General features: G+C 30.5%; 14 protein-coding genes. 13 read left to right on the top strand and 1 reads right to left on the bottom strand.

Translation table 11 applies throughout. The features are described 5' to 3' along the window. Positions 1-209: 209 nt before the first annotated feature. The 4 genes from ACJDTP_RS17825 (at position 210) to ACJDTP_RS17810 (ending at position 6,449) form a co-directional block, all read left to right on the top strand. Entirely contained in the window at positions 210-2,306 is a 2,097-nt protein-coding gene (locus tag ACJDTP_RS17825) for a glycoside hydrolase family 36 protein (protein WP_406761999.1), read from the top strand. Between the two features lie 350 nt (positions 2,307-2,656). Next, the gene (locus ACJDTP_RS17820) at positions 2,657-2,908 is read left to right on the top strand and encodes a TM1266 family iron-only hydrogenase system putative regulator (RefSeq protein ID WP_012060596.1); all 252 of its coding nucleotides are present in this window, start codon (positions 2,657-2,659) and stop codon (positions 2,906-2,908) included. A gap of 135 nt (positions 2,909-3,043) precedes the next feature. Next, on the top strand, positions 3,044-4,462 hold the full coding sequence (gene hydG, locus ACJDTP_RS17815) for a [FeFe] hydrogenase H-cluster radical SAM maturase HydG (RefSeq protein ID WP_017210084.1): 1,419 nt from the start codon (positions 3,044-3,046) through the stop codon (positions 4,460-4,462). A gap of 274 nt (positions 4,463-4,736) precedes the next feature. Beyond that, positions 4,737-6,449, top strand: a complete 1,713-nt coding sequence (locus tag ACJDTP_RS17810; RefSeq protein WP_406761998.1) for a methyl-accepting chemotaxis protein — start codon at positions 4,737-4,739, stop codon at positions 6,447-6,449. A gap of 83 nt (positions 6,450-6,532) precedes the next feature. Here the strand turns inward: ACJDTP_RS17810 and ACJDTP_RS17805 are convergent, their stop codons facing one another. Further along, positions 6,533-7,132 (bottom strand): tyrosine-type recombinase/integrase, encoded by a 600-nt coding sequence (locus tag ACJDTP_RS17805; RefSeq protein ID WP_017210085.1) that lies wholly within the window; start codon positions 7,130-7,132, stop codon positions 6,533-6,535. 390 nt (positions 7,133-7,522) lie between these two features. Between ACJDTP_RS17805 and ACJDTP_RS17800 the strand changes: the two genes are divergently transcribed. The 9 genes from ACJDTP_RS17800 (at position 7,523) to ACJDTP_RS17760 (ending at position 21,349) form a co-directional block, all read left to right on the top strand. Beyond that, entirely contained in the window at positions 7,523-8,941 is a 1,419-nt protein-coding gene (locus ACJDTP_RS17800) for a putative bifunctional diguanylate cyclase/phosphodiesterase (protein ID WP_051144781.1), read from the top strand. Positions 8,942-8,969: 28 nt separating this feature from the next. After that, complete coding sequence (locus tag ACJDTP_RS17795; protein ID WP_023973610.1) at positions 8,970-10,676, top strand: methyl-accepting chemotaxis protein; 1,707 nt, start codon at positions 8,970-8,972, stop codon at positions 10,674-10,676. Between the two features lie 675 nt (positions 10,677-11,351). Then, on the top strand, positions 11,352-12,422 hold the full coding sequence (locus ACJDTP_RS17790) for a galactose ABC transporter substrate-binding protein (RefSeq protein ID WP_012060590.1): 1,071 nt from the start codon (positions 11,352-11,354) through the stop codon (positions 12,420-12,422). An 88-nt stretch (positions 12,423-12,510) separates the two neighbouring features. Next, entirely contained in the window at positions 12,511-14,010 is a 1,500-nt protein-coding gene (locus ACJDTP_RS17785; RefSeq protein WP_077856089.1) for a sugar ABC transporter ATP-binding protein, read from the top strand. A 223-nt stretch (positions 14,011-14,233) separates the two neighbouring features. Further along, positions 14,234-15,460: a galactose/methyl galactoside ABC transporter permease MglC gene (gene mglC, locus ACJDTP_RS17780; protein WP_017212605.1), complete on the top strand. Its 1,227-nt coding sequence runs from the start codon at positions 14,234-14,236 to the stop codon at positions 15,458-15,460. A 336-nt stretch (positions 15,461-15,796) separates the two neighbouring features. Beyond that, a complete protein-coding gene (locus ACJDTP_RS17775; protein WP_406761997.1) occupies positions 15,797-17,413 on the top strand; it encodes a response regulator in 1,617 nt (538 codons plus the stop codon). Between the two features lie 11 nt (positions 17,414-17,424). Next, on the top strand, positions 17,425-19,233 hold the full coding sequence (locus ACJDTP_RS17770; RefSeq protein WP_406761996.1) for a sensor histidine kinase: 1,809 nt from the start codon (positions 17,425-17,427) through the stop codon (positions 19,231-19,233). Further along, positions 19,233-20,213: a substrate-binding domain-containing protein gene (locus tag ACJDTP_RS17765; RefSeq protein WP_406761995.1), complete on the top strand. Its 981-nt coding sequence runs from the start codon at positions 19,233-19,235 to the stop codon at positions 20,211-20,213. The genes ACJDTP_RS17770 and ACJDTP_RS17765 overlap by 1 nt, the downstream gene beginning before the upstream one ends. A 77-nt stretch (positions 20,214-20,290) precedes the next feature. After that, on the top strand, positions 20,291-21,349 hold the full coding sequence (locus ACJDTP_RS17760) for a galactose ABC transporter substrate-binding protein (protein ID WP_406761994.1): 1,059 nt from the start codon (positions 20,291-20,293) through the stop codon (positions 21,347-21,349). Positions 21,350-21,899 lie beyond the last annotated feature (550 nt).

Raw genomic sequence — 21,899 nt, 5'->3', positions numbered from 1 at the left:
TTTAGAAGCAGTAGATATGCAAGTTAATCGTGATTTTTTATCTACTGCTTATTTATATAGTAATTTATACACAATAACAGGATGGAATGCGAATGATAATTATATGTAGAGTATGAAGGATCTAAAAACTAGATAAGGAAATAAGCATCTCTGATTAATTACTCCATTGTGTTTTTTAGGGAGCATGTTTAGGAAATGGGGAAAGATAGATGAGTAAATATATAAAAATTAATGAGAATAATTTAAATATTGTATTAGAATTAACTAAAGATAGAGATATAAGATTGCTACATTTTTCATATCTTCCTTTTGAACAGTTTAATAAATTAAGTGAAGATGAAAAAGAAAAATGTAGATTATTAGAATTGCAATTTACAGGAGAAAATCAATTAAATCATAGAGGAGTAAAACATACAGGAACTCTGCCCGGACATAGGATGATTTATGAGAGTCATAATGATGAAATTCTAAAAGAAGGAAGAAGAATTACTATTAACTTAGTTGACAAGATTACAAAAATTGAAGCAAAAGTAATATTTCAATTTTATAATGATTTACAAATCGTTAGAACATGGAGCATTTTAGAAAATAAAGGTGAAAGAAGTGTTGGAATAGAGTATATAACTTCATTTGCTTTAACTGGTATTGATAGAGGCGGAGTATTAGACAGAGAAGATAAAATGAAGATATATATTCCTCATAATGAGTGGTGTGGTGAAGGTATGTGGGAGAAATATTCATTAAAAGATGTTGGAATATTCCATGTGGAAGACGAATCAACAAATAGATTGTTAGTTTCTAATACAGGAAATTGGTCAACCTGTCAGTATGCGCCTCTAGGATTTATAGAAAATACAGAAATAAGTAATGGTTACATGTGGCAAATAGAGCATAATGGTTCATGGAATTGGGAAATCAGTGACATAATGAATATGTTGTATTTAAAATTGAGCGGGCCTTCAGAAGCAGAAAATCATTTCTGGAAAGAACTAAAACCTAATGAAAGCTTTGAAACAGTACAAGTCGCAGTTACAAGCATAAGTGGAGGATTGCAGGCAGGAATAGAAGTTATGACTAAATATAGGCGTAGAATAAGAAGAGAAAATGATGATAATAGAAAATTACCAGTTATTTTTAATGATTATATGAATTGTTTATCTGGTGATCCTACTACAGAAAAACTAATTCCTCTTATTAATACTGCATCACTAGCTGGTTGTGAGTATTTTTGCATAGATTGTGGATGGTATAGTGATGGACCTTGGTGGGATGGTGTTGGAGAATGGCTGCCATCTAAAGAGAGATTTAGAAATGGTATTAAAGAACCTCTAGACTATATAAGAGAGAAAGGAATGATTCCAGGGCTTTGGCTTGAACTTGAGGTAATGGGGATAAATTGTTCATTAGCAGACAAATTACCTGATGATTGGTTCTTTATGAGGCATGGAAAGAGAATAAAGGATCATTCAAGATATCAATTAGATTATAGAAATCCAGAAGTTAGAAAGTTTGCAACTGGAATTATAAAGAGAGTTGCAGAAGAGTATGGTGTTGGATATATAAAGATGGATTATAATATTAATATGGGGATTGGTACTGATAACAAAGCTGATAGTGCAGGTGAAGGACTATTGGGTCATAATAGAGCATATTTAGTTTGGTTAGACGAAATATTTAAAAGATATCCTGACTTAGTTATTGAGAATTGTGGTAGTGGTGGACTTAGAATGGATTATTCCCTATTGCAAAGACATAGTATACAATCAAGCAGTGACCAAACAGATTATAGAAAAAATGCAGCAATTGCAGCAGCGGTACCATCTTTAGTTACTCCAGAACAATGTGCAGTTTGGTCTTATCCATTGCGAGATGGGGATAAAGAAGAAGTAATATGTAACATGGTAAATTCTATGTTATGTAGAATTCATCAGAGTGGGCATTTAGCAGAAATAAATAATGAATCCTTTAAATATATCCAAGAAGGAATTAAATATTATAAAAGCATCAGACATGATATACCAAATGGAATACCATTTTGGCCAATAAAAATGCCATCTCTGGACGATGAATGGATAGCATATGGACTGTTATGTAGCAGGGTATGTTATCTTGCTTTATGGAGGATGCAAAGTGAAAATGATATTATAGAGATTCCATTGGAAAAATTTAATGGAGAAAATATATCTGTAAAAATGGGTTATCCTGAAGACGTAGATTTAAGTTGGAATATAAATAAAATTAAGAATATTTTAATCATTAGAAATAAACATAATTATAGTGGAAGAATTCTCGAGATAAGGTGGTGAAAATGGTATTTATATAGTTTATTGGAAATATATAATTAATAAAGGAGCTATACCTGATAATTTAATTTTTTATAGAAATGATGACTATTGCTAAAATATACTTTTATGATAAAATATATATGTAGTCTGACTTTAAAGGGAAATCCCAAGAAGAAAGACTCTTAACACATGATCGTTCTGAAACACATGAGGGTTCGTCCCAAATGACAAGGCGGTATTATAGATAGAGATATGTACGCTATCCCTGCGCCTTTTTGTGGCACGGGGATTTTTTATTGCAATTGAAAATAGTAATTGCTAATTAATACGGTGAATTTAAAAATATTTTCTTCTTGAAAGGAATAAAGAATATGGATACAAGAATCGCATTGATAGGAATTATAGTGGAAGATATGAATTCAACAGATAAGCTCAACAATATTTTGCATGAATATTCGCAATATATGGTTGGGAGAATGGGTATACCTTACAGAGAAAAGAATGTAGGTATAATAAGTGTAGTGATAGATGCTACCAATGATATAATAAGTTCATTATCAGGTAAACTTGGAATGATCGAAGGAATAAATGTAAAAACAATGTATTCTAAAACTGCTAAATAAATATTAAATATAGTAATAAGTAGATTAGCTTTAATTAATATTTTAGCCTTTGCCAAAATTGGATGAAGAAAGCATTAATCAGAACGAATTAAATTCAAAATTTAAAAATCCAATTATAGAAAGAAGAGTAGAGTAATGTATAATGTTAAATCAAAAATAGCAACAGAATTTATTGATAACGAAGAGATATTAGAAACCCTTGAGTTTGCTAAGAAAAATAAGAACAATAGAGAATTAATTAATGAAATTCTAGAAAAGGCTAAAGAGTGTAAAGGAATTTCACATAGAGAAGCAGCGGTTTTACTTGAATGCGAATTAGAAGATGAAAATGAAAAAATGTATAAACTTGCAAAAGAAATCAAGCAAAGATTTTATGGTAACAGAATAGTAATGTTTGCGCCACTATATCTTTCTAATTATTGTGTAAATGGATGTACATATTGTCCATACCATCACAAAAATAAACATATAACAAGAAAGAAGCTTACTCAAGAAGAAATTAAAAACGAAGTAATTGCACTGCAAGATATGGGACATAAAAGACTTGCATTAGAAACAGGAGAAGACCCAGTAAACAATCCTCTTGAATATGTTCTTGAAAGTATAGAAACAATTTATAGTATAAAACACAAAAATGGAGCAATTAGAAGAGTTAATGTAAATATCGCAGCAACAACTGTTGAAAATTATAGAAAGTTAAAAGACGCAGGAATTGGAACATATATCTTATTCCAGGAAACATACCACAAGAAGACATATGAAGAACTTCATCCAACAGGACCAAAGCATGACTATGCTTATCATACAGAAGCTATGGATAGAGCTATGGAAGCTGGAATTGATGATGTTGGTCTAGGTGTATTATATGGCTTAAATATGTATAGATATGATTTTGTAGGCTTATTAATGCATGCAGAACATTTAGAAGCAGCTATGGGAGTTGGTCCACATACTATAAGCGTACCTAGAATAAGACCGGCTGATGATATAAATCCAGATGAATTTACAAATGCTATTTCAGATGAGATATTTGCTAAAATAGTTGCAGTACTTAGAATTACAGTTCCATATACAGGTCTTATTGTTTCTACAAGAGAATCTCAAAAAACAAGAGAAAAAGTGCTTGAACTTGGAGTCTCTCAAATAAGTGGTGGATCATCTACAAGTGTTGGTGGATATGTTGAAAAGGAAAATGAGGAAGAAAACTCAGCACAATTTGATGTAAGTGATACTAGAACTTTAGATGAGATAGTAAACTGGTTGCTTGAAAGAGGTCATATTCCAAGTTTCTGTACAGCTTGCTATAGGGAAGGAAGAACTGGAGATAGATTTATGAGCCTTGTTAAATCAGGACAAATAGCTAACTGCTGCCAACCTAATGCATTGATGACATTGAAGGAATATTTAGAGGATTATGCTTCTGAAGATACACGAAGAAAAGGTGAGGAAGTAATTAAAAATGAAATTCCAAATATTCCAAATGAAAAAGTTAAGAAGATAGTATTGGAAAATCTTGAAAACTTACATGAAGGAAAACGTGATTTTAGATTTTAGATAGATTAAATTAATTAATAAAGCTATATGCATAGTTAAAGTAGACTTGTGTATAGCTTTATTATTTTTTCTATAATTAAGTTTATAGTTAAAAATGATTAGCAAATACTCAACATTTCGATATAAGAGTAGATTTTTTAGTTGATTATATAAATTAAAAATATTATCATAATAATTAGCAATATATGTTAATTTCAACATCTTGGTAAAACGTTTTCTATTGCAAAAAGGTTAATAAATGGTCGAGATTATAAATTTAGAGAGGGGAAAAGTTATGTTTTTGAGAAGAAGCCTGCCTATAAAATTTAAATTAACTTTATCATTTTTGACGGTAGCAATTTTAATTGGCGTAGTAGGAATAATAGGAGCACTGTCTTTGAAAAATGTAAATAATAAAGCATCAGGAATGTACAATAGAAATTTTAATCATGTCAATGAGATCCTATCTATAAAATCAAATATGACAGAAATTAAAAGTAACATATTAATCATGATGTATGAAAAAGATAAATATAAGGTAGAGGAAGCACAAAAAAATGTTATTACTGCACTTAATGAGAATGATAAATATATAAATGATTATGAAAAATCACAAATGACAAGTAGTGAAACAAAATCTTGGAAGGAATTTAAGGATAATGCGAAGGAATATAATCAGGTTAGAGACAAGGTAGTGAATGCTGTAAAATCAGAAGATTTAGAAGAAGCAAAAAAGAGGTATTTAGAAATGGTTCCTCTACAGACAAAAATGATGTATAGCCTGGATAAAGTTATAGATATAAATATATCTGATGCAAAATCAGCTAATGAGGATATATCATCTACTTATATTAATTCTAATAAAATTATGATTACACTTACTATCTTTGGATTAGTGGTAGCAATTATATTTGGGGCACTAATATCAAAGGCTATAAATATACCATTAAAAAAAATCAAAGGATTTGCAGAGAGATTAGCGTTATATGATTTTTCAACTCCAATTTCAATTAAAAGAAAGGACGAACTTGGACAAACAGGAAGTGCATTAAATAAAGCACAAGGAAATGTGAATAAACTAATTAGAGATATTATTCAAAATTCTCAAGATATAAGTACATCTAGTGAAGAACTTTCTGCAACAGCTGAGGAGCTTTCATCAAAAGCTGCGAGTATAGATGAAGCTGTAAGTACTATTTCATTAGGGATGGAGGAATCTTGTGCTGAGGCAGGAATTATAAGTACGACAGTAGATGAAGTAAACTCAAATATAAATGATTTATATAAAAAAGCTATGGAAGGAAGCCAGAATGCTAATAGATCCAAAGAGAGAGCTATAGAAGTCAAAAACAATAGTAAAAAGTCTATAGATGAAATGGAGAAATTATCAAAGGAAAAACAAAAGAACATGTTAATTGTTATTGAAAATGGAAAGATAGTTGATAATATTAAAATTATGGCTGATACAATTGGAAGTATATCTGAACAAACAAATTTATTAGCACTGAATGCAGCAATAGAAGCAGCAAGGGCAGGGGAACAAGGTAAAGGATTTGCAGTTGTAGCAGATGAAGTAAGAAAGCTTGCAGAACAATCATCAGAGGCTGTAACAGCTATCAAAAATACTATAATTAAAGTTCAGGATGCATTTAATAACAGCATTAACACTGGAAATGATATATTGAAATTTATAAATACAGAGGTGCATGAACAGTTTAATGCCTATGGAAATACAGGAAATATATATTATAGCGATTCTGAATTTGTAAGTAAAATGTCAGAGAATATTGCAAACATGTCAGAAGAAATTACAACCACTGTAGGGAAAGTTAATAAGTTAGTACAAGAGATGGCATCGACAGCGCAGGAATCAAACGATCAAGTAGCTACGATAAAAGAAAGTGTGGATGAAACTTCAAAAGCCATAGAGCAAGTTGCTTTAACAGCACAAAACCAAGCAGGGCTTGCGCAAAAACTCAATGAAATGATACAAAGGTTTAAAATCTAAAGAAGATATGTGATGAAAAATAAAAGACTTATTTTAGTTATTTAGCAGCTAAAGTAAGTCTTTTTTAATTAATTAAGTAAATTTTATACCATTTCACTTTTTCCCTCTAGTTTTGCATACATCTTTTCTTGTTGTTTTGTAGTAAATTGAAAATATATTTCTGTATTGGTAACAGATTTGTGGCCAAGCCACCATTGAAGCTCTTTTATATCCATATCACATTCAGCAAGGTGAACTGCTGTAGTATGTTTAATGGTATGAAAATGGTGCTTTGACTTATCTTGAATACTTGCCATGGAGAAATATTGCTTCGTTAGGTGGTCTAGGGTTTGCCTTGAAATTGGCTTATTCTTTTGACTTGTAAATATAGTTTGAGCTTCAGATGTAATTTCATTTTCAGTAATGTATTTGTCTAAAACGCTTTTTGTTTTCTCATCTAGCCGCAGAGTATTATTCTTACTACCCTTTAATCTTTTACAATATATTTCTCCTTTATTAATATTATAATTCTCCAATTTTAACATTGATATTTCGGAAGCTCTAAGACCGCATCTATAAGCTAATCTAAATATTGCTAAATCACGTGTTGAATGCAGCTTTCCAGAATTTTCAATTGCATTAAATAGTGATAATACTTCTTTTTGCGTTAAATATTTAATTTCAGTTTCATTAGATGCCCTCATATGCACTCTCCTCTAGAAGTAATGATACATAATAAATATTTTGTCCAATTTTATTATATTATAAGTTGTAGTATATGTAAATATTGTATAAAAAAGCTTAAAAAATGTACAAATATAGGTTAAATTGTATTCTTATGACACATTAATATGCAATATTTGTATATTTGCAAAGCTATAAATACATTATTACATAAAATAATAGGACAAAATATTTATTATGTTCAAATAAATGATATATTTAATTTTTTAAAAAGTCAAAGTTTAAAAGTTTGTAGAATAATTACGCAAAAATTATTATTGAAGATGTCATATTTTATTATTAAATAATAGGAGCGAGGTGGAGAGGTTTTACACGTGTTGAGTTGTACTAATTTAAAAAAGGAAGTTATTATGAATAAAATTAATATGCCCAAAAAAGAACTTAAACTTAAGATAAAAATGGTAAATACCACAAGAGGAAAATTAAACAAGGATATACATAGGAGAAAAAAAAGTAAGCCTAATGAAGAATTCTCAAGGTATGATATTCTTACTGGGCTACCAAATAGTACTTATTTTTTTGAAAAGCTTAATAGGAGTTTAGAGATATCAAAAGTTAATTGTAGAAAAGGTGCGATTATTTATATTGATGTTGATGACTACAAAATCATAAATTATAATTGGGGCTATTCTTTTGGTGACTTTATATTAAAATGTTTTTCTGAAAGGGTAAGTAAATGTATTAAAGGAAAAGGGAAACTATTTAGATTAAATGGTGATGAATTTGCAATTTTGATCTATGAATTTAAATTTATAAGTGAAATAGAGGAAATTTGCAAGAAAATTTATGAAAATTTGTCAGTACCTTTTAAGATAGCAGATGATGAATTAGACATTTCTGTAAGTATGGGAATATCTACTTTCCCGGATGATAGCATAAATTCTGATGAGTTGTTAGAGTTTTGTAATTTAGCTATGTACAAGTCTAAGAAAACTGGAAAAAACAATTATACAATCTTTAATAACGAAATATTTGAGACATATTATAGGGACGTATTGATTAGAAGGGAATTAAAGAATGCTATTAATAAGCATGAGCTAAATATTAATTATCAGCCACAAATTGATTTGTCTAATAATGAGATTGTTGGAATTGAAGCTTTATTAAGATGGAATAATGATAAGCTTGGAAATGTTTCACCAGCAGAATTTATTCCTATTGCTGAAGAAAGTGGAGATATAGTTCAAATTGGCGATTGGATAATGGAAAAATCCATAGAGCAAGCGAGTTTGTGGAAGTGCATGGGGTACAAGTTTAATAATATAGCAATCAATATATCACCAATTCAAATCAAGGAAAAAGATTTTAAGGATAAGTTGTTAAAATGCTGTAATAAGTATAATATTTCTCCAAACTTTTTAGAGATAGAAATAACAGAGAGTACTTTATTAGATATATCAGAAAAAAATATAGAAGTATTAAATGAACTTAAAGGGATGGGAATAAATATTGCAATAGATGACTTTGGGACGGGATACTCTTCTTTAAGCTATTTAATTAATATTTCAGTAAGTACATTAAAGATTGATAAAACATTTGTAGATCATGTAGAAAATTATAAGAACATGGTATTAATAAAGAACATAGTTAACTTATCAAAGGACTTGAAATACAAGGTAATAGTTGAGGGAGTTGAAACAAGAGAGCAGATAGAAGTACTTGCTGACTTAGGTTGTAAGATAATTCAAGGTTTCTATTTTAGCAAACCGCTTACAGAAGATGGTATGAAAACTTTATTGGATAGTAATAGAAAAAATAATATGCAATAGCATTTTAACAGTGGGAGGAAATTTTAATATGAATTTATTAAACCAAGTAAGAGCTAAGTTAATATCAGCATTTTTATTAGTGGCTATATTAATTGCAGTTGTAGGCACAATTGGTGGAATAGAAGTAAAAAGAGTAAATAAAAATGCAGAAACAATGTATAGCGTAAACTTACAGAGTGTTAATGAAATTTTGTCAATAAAATCAAATATGTCACAAATAAAGAGCGAAGTTTCAGTTATAATGTATGATCAAAATAAAAAAGAAACGGATCAAGCAAAAAAATATATTACTGACATGGTAGCTGCAGATAACGAATATATAGCTAAATATGAGAAATTAATTACTACAACAGAGGAAAAAGAAAATTGGACGAAGTTTACCGATAATGTAACAAAATATAGAGATGCTAGAAACAGGATAATAGATGCAGCTGATCTAAATGATCCAAATGAAGTGACGAAACAGTACATGATTTTTTTGCCTATAGAAGAAGAAATGATGGCAAGCCTTGACAAGGTTATAGAAATAAATTTGGCGGCAGCAAAAGTAGCAAGTGATAACATTAATATAGCATCTGCACGGACAAACATAATTATGACATTGATGAGCATTGCAGGGGTTATAATTGCCATTTTACTTGGAATATTTATTTCAAGCCATATAAATAAACCTTTAAGGAAGATAAGAGATTATGCAGAGAGATTAGCAATGTATGATTTTTCAACTCCAATTACTATTACTAGAAAAGATGAATTTGGACAAACAGGTATCGCTTTAAATAAGGCACAAAAAAATGTAAATATCTTAGTTAAAGAGATCATGGAAAATTCTCAAGATATAAGTGCGTCGAGTGAGGAACTATCTGCTACGGCTGAAGAATTATCTTTGAGAGCTAGAAGTATTGATGATGCTATATCAAATATTTCTGATGGTATGCAAGAATCTAGTGCGGCAGCCGAGGAAATAAGTGCATCGGTAGAAGAAGTGGATTCAAGCGTTAATGAACTTTCAGGAAAGGCAATGGAGGGAAGTAGTAGTTCAAGTAAATCCAAAGAAAAAGCAACAGAGGTAAAGAATAGCGGTAAAAAAGCTATAGAAGAAACAAGAAATCTATATGCAGAAAAAGAGAACAAAATGTTAGAAGTTATTGAAGATGGCAAAGTAGTAGATAATATAAAAGTTATGGCAGATACAATAGGAAGTATAGCCGAACAAACAAATCTATTAGCTTTAAATGCAGCTATAGAGGCTGCAAGAGCAGGAGAACAAGGTAAAGGTTTTGCAGTTGTTGCCGAAGAAGTAAGAACACTTGCGGAACAGTCATCACAAGCTGTAACGTCTATACAGGAAACAATAAATAGAGTCCGTGATGCTTTTAAAAATAGTATTGATACTGGCAATGATATACTTTCATTTATTAATACTGAAGTACATAGACAATTTAATGCCTATATGCAAACCGGTGACCAATATTATAATGATTCAAATTTCGTCAGCATGATGTCAGAGGAAATTGCAGCTATGTCAGAAGAGATAACAGCTACTGTAGGTCAGGTTAGTGAAGTTGTACAAGATATGGCACAAACTACTCAAAAGTCTAGTGAAGAAGTAGCTACAATCAAAGAAAGTATGGATGAGACAACTAAATCCATAGAGCAAGTTGCACTAACAGCACATAGCCAGGCTGAACTCGCTCAGAGGCTCAATGAAATGGTACAAAAGTTTAAAATTTAGGTATCAAGATGCAAGAAAGAATGATTTTATTCTTATACAAATTTCATTGAGAGAAATATAATTATACATATAATTTATAGAGGATATAAGTTTTGAATTTATATCCTCTTTTTATATATTAATTAAATGTATGCTAAATTGGATTCAACCTGCAATTTAGAACCTTCAGTGATTTTTCATAGTTTTTCGGAATCAAAATATTTATGATTTAGGTAAGTTATCCCATAAGTATAAGTTATATGTTGTTTATAGATAACACAATCATAAACTATATAGGATATGAAATATATCAAAACTAGAAATGGGTAATATACTTTTGTGGAATGTTTCATTGGTAATTTTGAGGGATGTGATTCTTTGGCTATAAGTTGTTCCAAATGTGCTAGTTCAAAGCTAGTTCTTTGAGGCTAGCACTTTGGGGGCAACTTTATGGCATTAGAATCACCCATCAGAATTGCCTAGAAACTGGAATAAAAGTATATTATTCATTTCGGTGTGGTATACGCATAAGTATAGATTATAGTTAGTCCATCTATAACATCTAAGAAATTCGATAAAAAAGTGAAGAATTTCGTATGGAGACTAATTGATAAAACCCCTATAATTAGTAATGTAAACGAAGAACAAATTTGAGTCTTTGTTTTAGGATTTAGATAAGAATATGGAGGGGTAAAAATGAAAAGGTTTAAGAGTCTATTAACAATTGTAATGTCAGCAGCTATAGTTGCAACAATGGCAGGATGTGGAGCAAATAAGAGTGCAAGTTCTGGAGGGGATGCACAAACAAGTACTAAATCTTCAAATACTTTAATTGGTTCTGCAATATATAAATTTGATGATACTTTCATGACAGGAGTTCGTACTGCTATGGAAGGTGAAGCTAAGGAAAAAGGATCAACTATTGAACTAGTGGATTCACAAAATAAACAACCTACTCAAAATGAGCAAGTTGATACATTTATTACAAAAGGTGTAAACGCTTTAGCAATAAATCCAGTTGATAGAACTGCAGCAGGTCCTATCATTGAAAAAGCAAAAGCTAAGAAACTTCCAATCGTATTTTTAAATCGTGAGCCAGAAAAAGCAGATATGGATAGCTATGATAAGGTTTGGTATGTAGGTGCACATGCAGAACAATCAGGAACTTTATCAGGTCAACTTATAGCTGACTACTTCAAAGCACATCCAGAAGCAGACAAAAATCATGATGGAGTGGTACAATACGTAATGCTTCAAGGAGAACCAGGACATCAAGATGCTACTCTTCGTACAGAATATTCTATAAAAGCTATTGAAGCTGCAGGATTAAAAACTCAAAAACTTGCTGCTGATACAGCAATGTGGGACAAGGCAAAAGCTACTGACCTTATGAAAGCATTTATGACAGGGCAAGGCGTTGATAAGATAGAAGCAGTTCTTTGTAACAATGATGATATGGCTCTTGGTGCAGTAGAAGCATTAAAAGCTGAAGGATATAACAAAGGTGATGCATCTAAATATATTCCAGTAGTTGGAGTTGATGCAACAGCACCAGCATTACAAGCTATGAAAGAAGGATCACTTCTTGGAACAGTTCTAAATGATGCACAAAACCAAGGTAAGGCTACAGTTAATATAGCTTTAGCAGCTGCTCAAGGTAAAGAAATTAATAAAGAAAATGTTGGATTTGATGTAACTGATGGAAAATATGTATGGATTGACTATGTAAAAGTTACTCAAGATAACTACAAGGATTATTTAAAATAAGATATATCTGACATAGAAATTGTCAGGGATGCGAGATTATAAAAAATCCCCATCCCTGAATTATTATTTAGAAAAGGAGGATGCTTGTATGGGTGAATATGTACTGGAGATGAATAACATAACAAAGGTATTTCCAGGAGTAAAAGCATTAGATGGTGTAACATTGAAGGTTCGCAAGGGAAGTGTCCATGCATTAATGGGAGAAAATGGTGCTGGGAAATCAACCCTAATGAAATGTCTATTTGGTATTTATCATGAAGATGGTGGAGAGATCATATTAGATGGAAAGAAAATGGAGATAAATACTTCAAAACAAGCATTGGATTTAGGTGTATCAATGATACATCAAGAATTGCACCCAATTCGTTTCCGTCCAGTTATGGAAAACATTTGGCTTGGCAGATTTCCAATGAAAGGAATTGCTGTTGATAAGAAAACTATGATTAAGAAAACAAAGGAATTATTTGAAGAAATTGAGTTAGATATAAATCCTGAAGCATTAGCGGGAACACTTTCACCATCTAATCTTCAATTAGTTGAAATAGCAAAGGCTGTTAGCTATAATTCTAAAATTATTATTATGGATGAACCGACTTCATCATTAACAGAAAATGAAACTAAGCATTTATTTAAGATAATAAAACAACTTCAAAATAAGGGCTGTGCAATTATATACATATCCCATAAGATGGAGGAAATTCTTAAGATATCAGATGAAGTAACAATTATGAGAGATGGTCAGTATGTAGGAACTTGGGATGCTAAGGATCTTACAACAGACTTAATTATAAATCGTATGGTTGGTCGTGATATGACTAATAGATTTCCACCAAGAGAATATACACCAAGTAAAGATGTTGTATTAAGGGTAGAAAATCTTTGTTCTCCAATTAAAAAATCATTCCAAAATGTAAGCTTTGATTTACATAAGGGTGAAATACTAGGAATAGGTGGTCTTGTTGGGGCACAACGTACAGAATTAGTCGAAGCTTTATTTGGACTTCGTGAAGTAGTCTCTGGTACTGTAGAAAAAGATGGGAAGATTATAAAAATAAAAATCCCCAAAGATGCAAAAGAGTATGGTTTTGCACTGTTAACAGAAGAAAGACGTGCTACTGGTATATTTGGAATTCTTTCAGTACTAGATAATACTGTAATTGCAAGTCAAAAAGAATATGCTAAAGCAGGAGTTTTGCAAGAAGCAAAGAGATATAAAGCTGCAAAGCAGTCAAATCAAGAACTTAGAACTAAAACACCAAGCATGGAACAATTGATTCAAAATCTTTCAGGTGGAAATCAACAAAAAGTTTTAATTGCACGTTGGCTTCTTACAAATCCAGATATTCTTATATTGGATGAGCCTACAAGAGGTATTGACGTTGGAGCTAAGTATGAAATCTATTCGATCATGCATGAATTGGTTAAGAAGGGCAAGTCAATTATTATGATTTCTTCTGAAATGCCAGAATTGCTTGGTATGTCAGATAGAGTTATGGTCATGTGTGAAGGTAAGGTTACTGGAATTTTAGATCAAAGTGAAGCAGATTCAGTAAAAGTTATGAATCTTGCTACAAAATTTATGCAATAAGAAATATCTCCTTTATCAAGTGGGACTTGATTCAGGTAGGGGGAATCCATAGCTGAATTTTAGTTGAACTTATGTCCTTAAGTGGCCCAATGTCCATGAGTGTGCAGTCGTTATTTTATCCTACTTATAAAGAGGTGAAAATATTACGGATGCTAGGTATTGGATAAATGAATTTTTATAACAAATGATTTTGGTAGGAGAGAAAGAAAGTGAGGTATGTAATATGAGTGGAGAGAAGATAGTTTCACGAAAAGGCTTTGGAAAAATATTTTTAGGTATTGGTGCTTTTTTGGTGGCTTTAGGAATTGTTTTTAATTTTATTTTAGATCCAAGTGTATTTTATGATTTACCAATTTATGTAGGTGGAGTTGGTATAGCATTACTTGTTTATGGCGCAAAACAGTTTTTAGATAAGAAGAATGCAGACATGGATGTTATTTTTTCATCAAAGACTGTAAAACATTTCTTTACAGATAATGCGATTATTATAGCATTATTATTACTAGTAGTTGTAATTATGATAATTCAACCACGTTTTATGCAATATGCTGTATTTCTAGATATTTTGACACAATCATCAACAAAAATGATTGTTGCTTTAGGAATATGTTTTACATTATTAATTGCTGGTACTGATTTATCAGCAGGACGTATGGTAGGTCTTGCAGCTGTAATATCAACTTCAATGTTGCAAAACCCTGATTATGCAAATAGATTCTTCCCTAATATGCCACAATTAGCAGTTATTATTCCAATATTATTAGCAATAGTTGGATGTGCTATATTTGGAGTTCTTAATGGTTTCTTAGTTGCAAAATATGATATGCATCCATTTATTGCAACATTGGCATCTCAAGTTATAGTATATGGTGTAACATCTCTATACTTTGACTTACCTCCAAACAAATCACAACCTATTGGTGGTATTCGTCAAGACTTTATAGATCTTGGACAAACAAAATTATTTCAAATTGGAAGTTTCCCAGGAATATCAATTCTAGTTCCAATTGCTGTAGTATTCATAATTCTAGTTTGGTTTATTTTAAATAAAACTGTATTTGGTAAGAATGTATATGCTATTGGTGGTAACCGTGAAGCAGCAGTAGTTTCTGGAGTAAATGTATTTGCAACTATTATGGGTATATTCATCTTCGCATCACTTTTATATGGTGTTGGTGGCGTACTTGAAGCAGCTAGAACAGCTGGTGCAACAAATAACTATGGTAATGGTTATGAGCTTGATGCAATCGCAGCGTGCGTTGTTGGTGGTGTTTCATTAAATGGTGGTGTTGGTAAAGTTGGTGGAATAGTAAGTGGTGTTTTAATCTTTACTGTTATCCAATATGGATTACAATTTATAGCGGTAAGTCCTATGTGGCAACAAGTTATAAAAGGTATCATCATAGCAGTTGCAGTTGCAATAGATATGGCAAAATACAGAAGAAAATAATTATTAAATAAATAAAATGCAGGCAAATCATTAGTTTTTTAGCTAGAGATTTGCCTGTATTTTATTTATTTTCTAAATAATAATCAAATTGGTAAGCTTTAGCACTCGTGCTAGTAATAATTTAATACATAATGTATAATAGTATTTAGGCATAATCAAAAAATAACAAATCTATCTGTCAGTATTTTTAAATCATACTTTGTTGCTAAAGTGCCCTAATAGAGCTGATATGAGAGCAATTTGTCTTATTGGCTGATAAAAAATATTCATGGCAGTTCTAATTGTTATTTATTTTAATGTGCCTTATTAAATAATTCATCTATCGGAGGTAGTTAAATGAATTTATATAGAATTATGATTGTAGACGATGAAGAAGAAATACGTCTTGGAATCATAAAAAAGATTGATTGGGAAGCCAATGGATTTATAGTTGTTGGTGATGCTGAGAATGGACAAGATGCCTTGGAAAAAGCAGAAAAACTACAGCCAGATGTTATAATGACGGATATTAAAATGCCATTTATGGATGGGTTGGAACTAGGAAAAAGGTTGGTAGAATTAATGCCATCTACAAAAATTATTGTATTTTCAGGATGTGATGATTTTGAGTATGCTCATAAAGCAATAAAGATAAATGTAGTTGAATATGTTTTGAAACCGATTAACTCCGCAGAACTTATAGAAGTTTTAGTGAGGTTAAAAGAACAGCTCGATCGTGAATATAACGAAAAACGAAATTTAGAAACACTTTATAAGCATTATATTAAAAGTCTACCAGTAATTAGAGAACAATTTTTAGTTGGTGCAATTGAAGGTAGGATAAATGAAGAACAATGGCATGAACAAATGGAGGAGCTGGGAATAGAATTCAAGTATAAGCATTTAACAGTAGGGATTATTCAGGCAGATGGAACACTATCCTTTGAAGAAAACTTAAATAGTTTTTCGGGGCAAAAGGAATCAGCACTTACACCAATTTCTATTAAGAAAATTGTAGATGAAAATATGGATAAGTATTGTAAATTTATTAGTTTTATTTATTCTGGTATGGTAATAGTTATGGGTAACTTTGAAAAAAAGGAAGATATATTATTATTTATAAAAGGTATAAATGAGGTTTGTAAGGTTTATAAGAGAATTATGAGTTTAACAATATCTGCAGGAATAGGGTATGTTTATAGTAATCCTTCGCAAATACGTTTTTCATATAGAACTGCACAAAATGCATTAGATTATAGATTTATATTAGGAGCTGGAAAGGCTATTTATATTGATGATGTAGAGCCAGATAATTCAATCCAGCTACAACTTGATGAGAAAGAAGAACGATCAATGTTAAATGCAATAAAAATTTCTTCAGAGGATGAAATTTCAGAGGCAATTGATAGTTTGTTTAAGAAAACAGAAGATTTATTATTGCCTTTTAATCAATATAGAATTTATCTTATGGAAATTATGACGTCACTTTTAAAACTTGTTCAAACATATGCATTTGATATAGAAGAAATTTTTGGTGAAAATTTTAATGCATATAGTTATTTAGAATCCTTTAATTCTATTCATGAAGTCAAAAAATGGATTATAGAAAAAGCTATTAGGATAAATAGTTATATTAAAAGAGAGCGAATCAATTCATCTATGATGCTTATTGAAAAAGCAAAACAATATATAAAAGAAAATTATAGTGATTATGATGTTTCAGTAGAAAAATTATGTTCTAAATTGCATGTTAGTCCAACATATTTTTCTACAATGTTTAAGAAGGAAACAGGAACAAGCTTCGTAAATTATCTCACAGCAACACGTTTAGAAGAAGCAGTTAAACTTTTGAATACAACAGATGATAAGACATACATGATAGCGGAAAAAGTTGGATATCCAGAAGCTAATTATTTTAGTTATGTTTTTAAGAAACAGTTTGGAGTATCTCCATCAAAGTATAGAAAGAATTGAGTTGATTTACTATGCTTAATTTATTTAAGAGAAAAATACAGAAGACAATAAATTACGTTAACAGCGGAAGTATACAACATATAATATCAATTTCTTTTACCGTAATAGCAGTTATAGGAATGGTTACTGTTGGAGGGGCTCTATATTTTCGTTTTATAACTTCCACTGAAGAAATGGTATCAGAGCATAATAAATCTATGTTAGATCAAGTAAATTTGAATTTAGATTCTTATCTGAGGAATATGATGAAAGTGTCTGACACCACTTATTACAATGTAATTAAGAAGAAAGATTTGGCTACAGATACCATAGATAAAGAAATGGACTTATTGTATGAAACAAATAAAGATTCACTTATAAGCATATGTGCCTTTTCGCAAGATGGGGAAGTTATAGCGGCATCTCCTGTAAAACAATTAAAAAGCTCTATTGATCCACGAGTGAGTGATTGGTTTACTAAAGCGATAGATAAGAAAGAAAATTTACATTTTTCAACACCTCATGTTCAAAATTTATTTGTAGATCCAGATTATAAATATCGTTGGGTCGTATCATTAAGTAGGGCTATTGAACTTACTAATAATAAGAAAACAACATCTGGAGTATTGTTAGTTGATATAAATTTTAGTGGAATAGAGCAGATATGTAAAAATGCAAATATAGGAAAGTCAGGATATGTTTATTTAGTTGATAGAGAAGGCGAAATTATTTATCATCCTAGGCAGCAATTGATTTATTCAGATTTAATAGATGAAAATAATAAAATTGAAGCAGCTTATGATGATGGAAATCATATAGAAACTTTCAGAGGAGAAAAAAGATTAGTTACAGTTAAGACTGTTGGATACACTGGATGGAGAATTGTCGGAATTACACCGATGTTAGATATTACTTCAGATTATTATCAAATGAGTATATTTGCTGTGTTCATTATGTCTTTCGCTATATTTATACTTGTATTTCTTAATATGTTTGTTTCTTCGAGAATAGCTAACCCAATACGATTGTTAGAAAAGTGCGTGAAGAAATTGGAAAATGGAGTAAAAGATGTAGATATTTCGATAAGTGGATCATATGAAGTTCAGCATTTAGGAAAAGCAATTCGTTCTATGGTCAACCAAATGCATACACTTATGGACAACATAATGATTGAACAAGAATCAAAAAGAAAAAGTGAGCTTAATGCTCTTCAAGCACAAATTAATCCCCATTTTTTATATAACACATTGGATTCAATCATATGGATGATAGAAAATGAAAATTATGATGGGGCAATAATTATGGTAACTGCTTTAGCAAAACTTTTTAGAATAAGCTTAAGTAAAGGCAAAAATATAATAACAGTGAGAGATGAAATTGAGCATGCACGAAATTATTTGACCATACAAAATATACGGTATAAAAATAAATTCACATATAATATTGAAGTTGATGAGAAAGTTCTTAATTATGGAAGTATTAAATTAATTATTCAACCGTTAATTGAAAACGCAATTTATCATGGTATGGAATTTATGGGGGGAGATGGTGAGATTTTAGTAAAGGCATATGCAAAAGATAATGAGTTATATATTGATGTTGTAGATAACGGACTTGGAATGCTTCAAGATGTTGCAAATAGCCTTTTAACAGGTGAAAGCAAGATTGAAAAGAAGAGCTCTGGTATAGGTTTGAAGAATGTTAATGAAAGAATACAATTATATTTTGGAAAGAGATATGGACTCGAAATTTATAGCGAGCCAGATGAAGGGACAACAGTTCGCATTCATATGCCATGTGTGGACTTTTATGAAATTAGAAAGAGGGAGGAAGATAAATAGTGAAGAGAAAAAGGAAGCAAATTTTTATTACTTTATTTTTGCTATTAATATTATCTTTCTTACTTTTCTTAAATAATACATTGTGGCATGAAAAAGATATAAGGATATACAACATATCAATTATAACTAGAGGAAGAAACAGTGAAAGCTTAATGATAATGAGACAGGGGATAGAGCAGGCAGCTTCAGAAATGAATGTTAATGTAAGTTTTGTTACTTTGTCGGAAGATAATAGTATTGACGAACAGAAAGAACTTATAGAACGAGAGATAAAAAATAAGGCAGATGCAATAATTATATCGCCTGCAGATTATGAGAAAATGGCAGAACCAATAGAAAATGCTAGAAAAAAGATACCAATTATATTATTTGATTCTACTATAAAATCAGAACATGCTCAGCCCAGTATTTCTTGTGATAACTATAAGCTTGGATCTAGCTTGGGGGAAGAATTAATAAAGAACGGAGATATGAATAAGAATATTTTAATAATCAAAAACAACTTAGAGTGTAGCAGTGTAAAGGAACGATATAATGGATTCATGAGTGTTATGAATCGAACATATAACAAATGTACATTTTGGGATTTTTCAGAAGATAAGCAGACTACTTATTATAATCAAGCTAAAAGTTTGTTAGAGAACAATAATATTGATGTTGTGGTTACATTTGATGCAGGATTATTAGAGAATGTTTCTCAAGCTAAAAAGGATGTAATTGGTATTAACAAAGAAAAAGCATCAATAGAGATATATGGGACAGGAAGTACAAGCAAAATTCTTTCTTTTTTAGAAGATAAGGTTATTAGTGCAACAGCTATTCAAAATGAATTTAATGTAGGATATCTAAGTATAAAATCAGCAGTATATAAGATTAATAAAAAAGATATGCCCAATAACATTATCTCTTCAACAGTTATAAATACAAAAAATATGTATTCGGAAGAAAATCAAAGATTATTATTCCCATTTGTTAGATAAGCACTATAAATGCAAGAATGAACTTTTGTATAAATGTATTGTTGTGCTTGATGGAATCATATGGTGGAGGGATTGTAGTGAGATTAATTAAGAAATTATCAGGGCTTTTAACAGTAGTCTCAATTTTTAATGTATTGTCATCTTGTAGTGCAAATGTGAAATCAGCAAATTATAGTAATGATATTAAGGAAATAAAAATAGGTGTAACCTTATATAAACAAGATGATGCATTTATATCAGAAATTGCAAAGAATATTGAGGATATAGCAAAAGAGAAGGAGAATCAAGGTAAATATAAGATCATTGTGAATGTTGCAGATGCTAAAGGAAATTTAATTAACCAAAGCAATCAAGTAGATAAATTTGTTGCGCAGAATTACGATGTTATATGTGTAAATATGGTTGATCGTACAGCAGCATCTATGATTATTGATAAAGCAAAATCAGCTAATATTCCAATTGTTTTCTTTAATCGTGAACCAGTAGAGGAAGATATGGAAAGATGGAATAAGCTCTATTACGTTGGAGCAGATGCTCAGCAATCGGGTGAGATGCAAGCAAATATCATTATAAATGCTTATAAAAAAGACAATAGAATGGTAGATAAAAATGGAGATGGTAAAATCCAGTATGTAATGCTTGAAGGAGAACAAGGACATCAAGATTCTTTAATTAGAACGGAATATTGCATTAAAACTATAACTCAAAATGGAATTGAATTAGAGAAATTAGCTGATGATACGGCAAATTGGCAAAGTGCTCAGGCAACAACAAAGATGTCACAATGGATTAAAAGTTTTGGAGATAAAATTGAAGTTGTATTTAGCAATAATGATGAGATGGCACTTGGAGCAATAAATGCAATAAATGATGCTAATATAAGCGGTAAAAAACCACTGGTTGTAGGAATTGATGGGCTTCCTAAAGCGTTAGAGGCAGTTAAAAATGGATCTATGATAGGAACTATTTTAAACGATTCGAAAAAACAGGCAAATGCGATCTTCAATCTTGCATATACATTAGCTTCTCATGGAAATGTAAATTCCATTGAGGGACTTGAGAAAGGAAAGTATATTAGGACTCTTCATGCTGAGGTTACTAGTGATAATGTTGATTTATATATAGAAAGCAAATAAAATTATGAATAAACGAACTATAATCTATGCTTATGCGTATGCTACACCGAAATGAATAATATACTTTTATTCCAGTTTCCGGGCAATTATGATGGGTGATTCTAAGACTATAAAGTTGTACCCAAAGTGCTAGCCTCAAAGACAAGCTTTGAACTAGCACATTTGGAACAACTTATAGCCAAGGAATCACATCCATCAAAATTGCCAATGAAACATTCCACAAAAGTATATCACTCATTTCTGATTGGAATATATTTCATAGTCTGAGTATAGTTTATGATTGTGTTATCTATATGTATGAATAATGTAGAAGTATATTTATTACAAAAAAAGAAGTAAGTCTTTTTCGATTTACTTCCTTTTTTGTATAAGCATACTTCTATTTTTATAAATTTTTATCAGAAGAATCTATATTTATAGTTAGATTATATTCAATATGCTTTATACCAGTATAAAGTTATTTATTAGACACATAATAAAATAAATGATTTAAAAAATAAATAATAAATTTAATGTGTTTTTTATATATAGAAACTGACTATGAGGCAAA

The sequence above is a fragment of the Candidatus Clostridium helianthi genome (assembly GCF_045310795.1).
GTDB lineage: Bacteria > Bacillota > Clostridia > Clostridiales > Clostridiaceae > Clostridium > Clostridium helianthi.
Note: the sequence above shows the minus strand (reverse complement) of the source record. Positions and strands in the feature narration are given on the sequence as shown.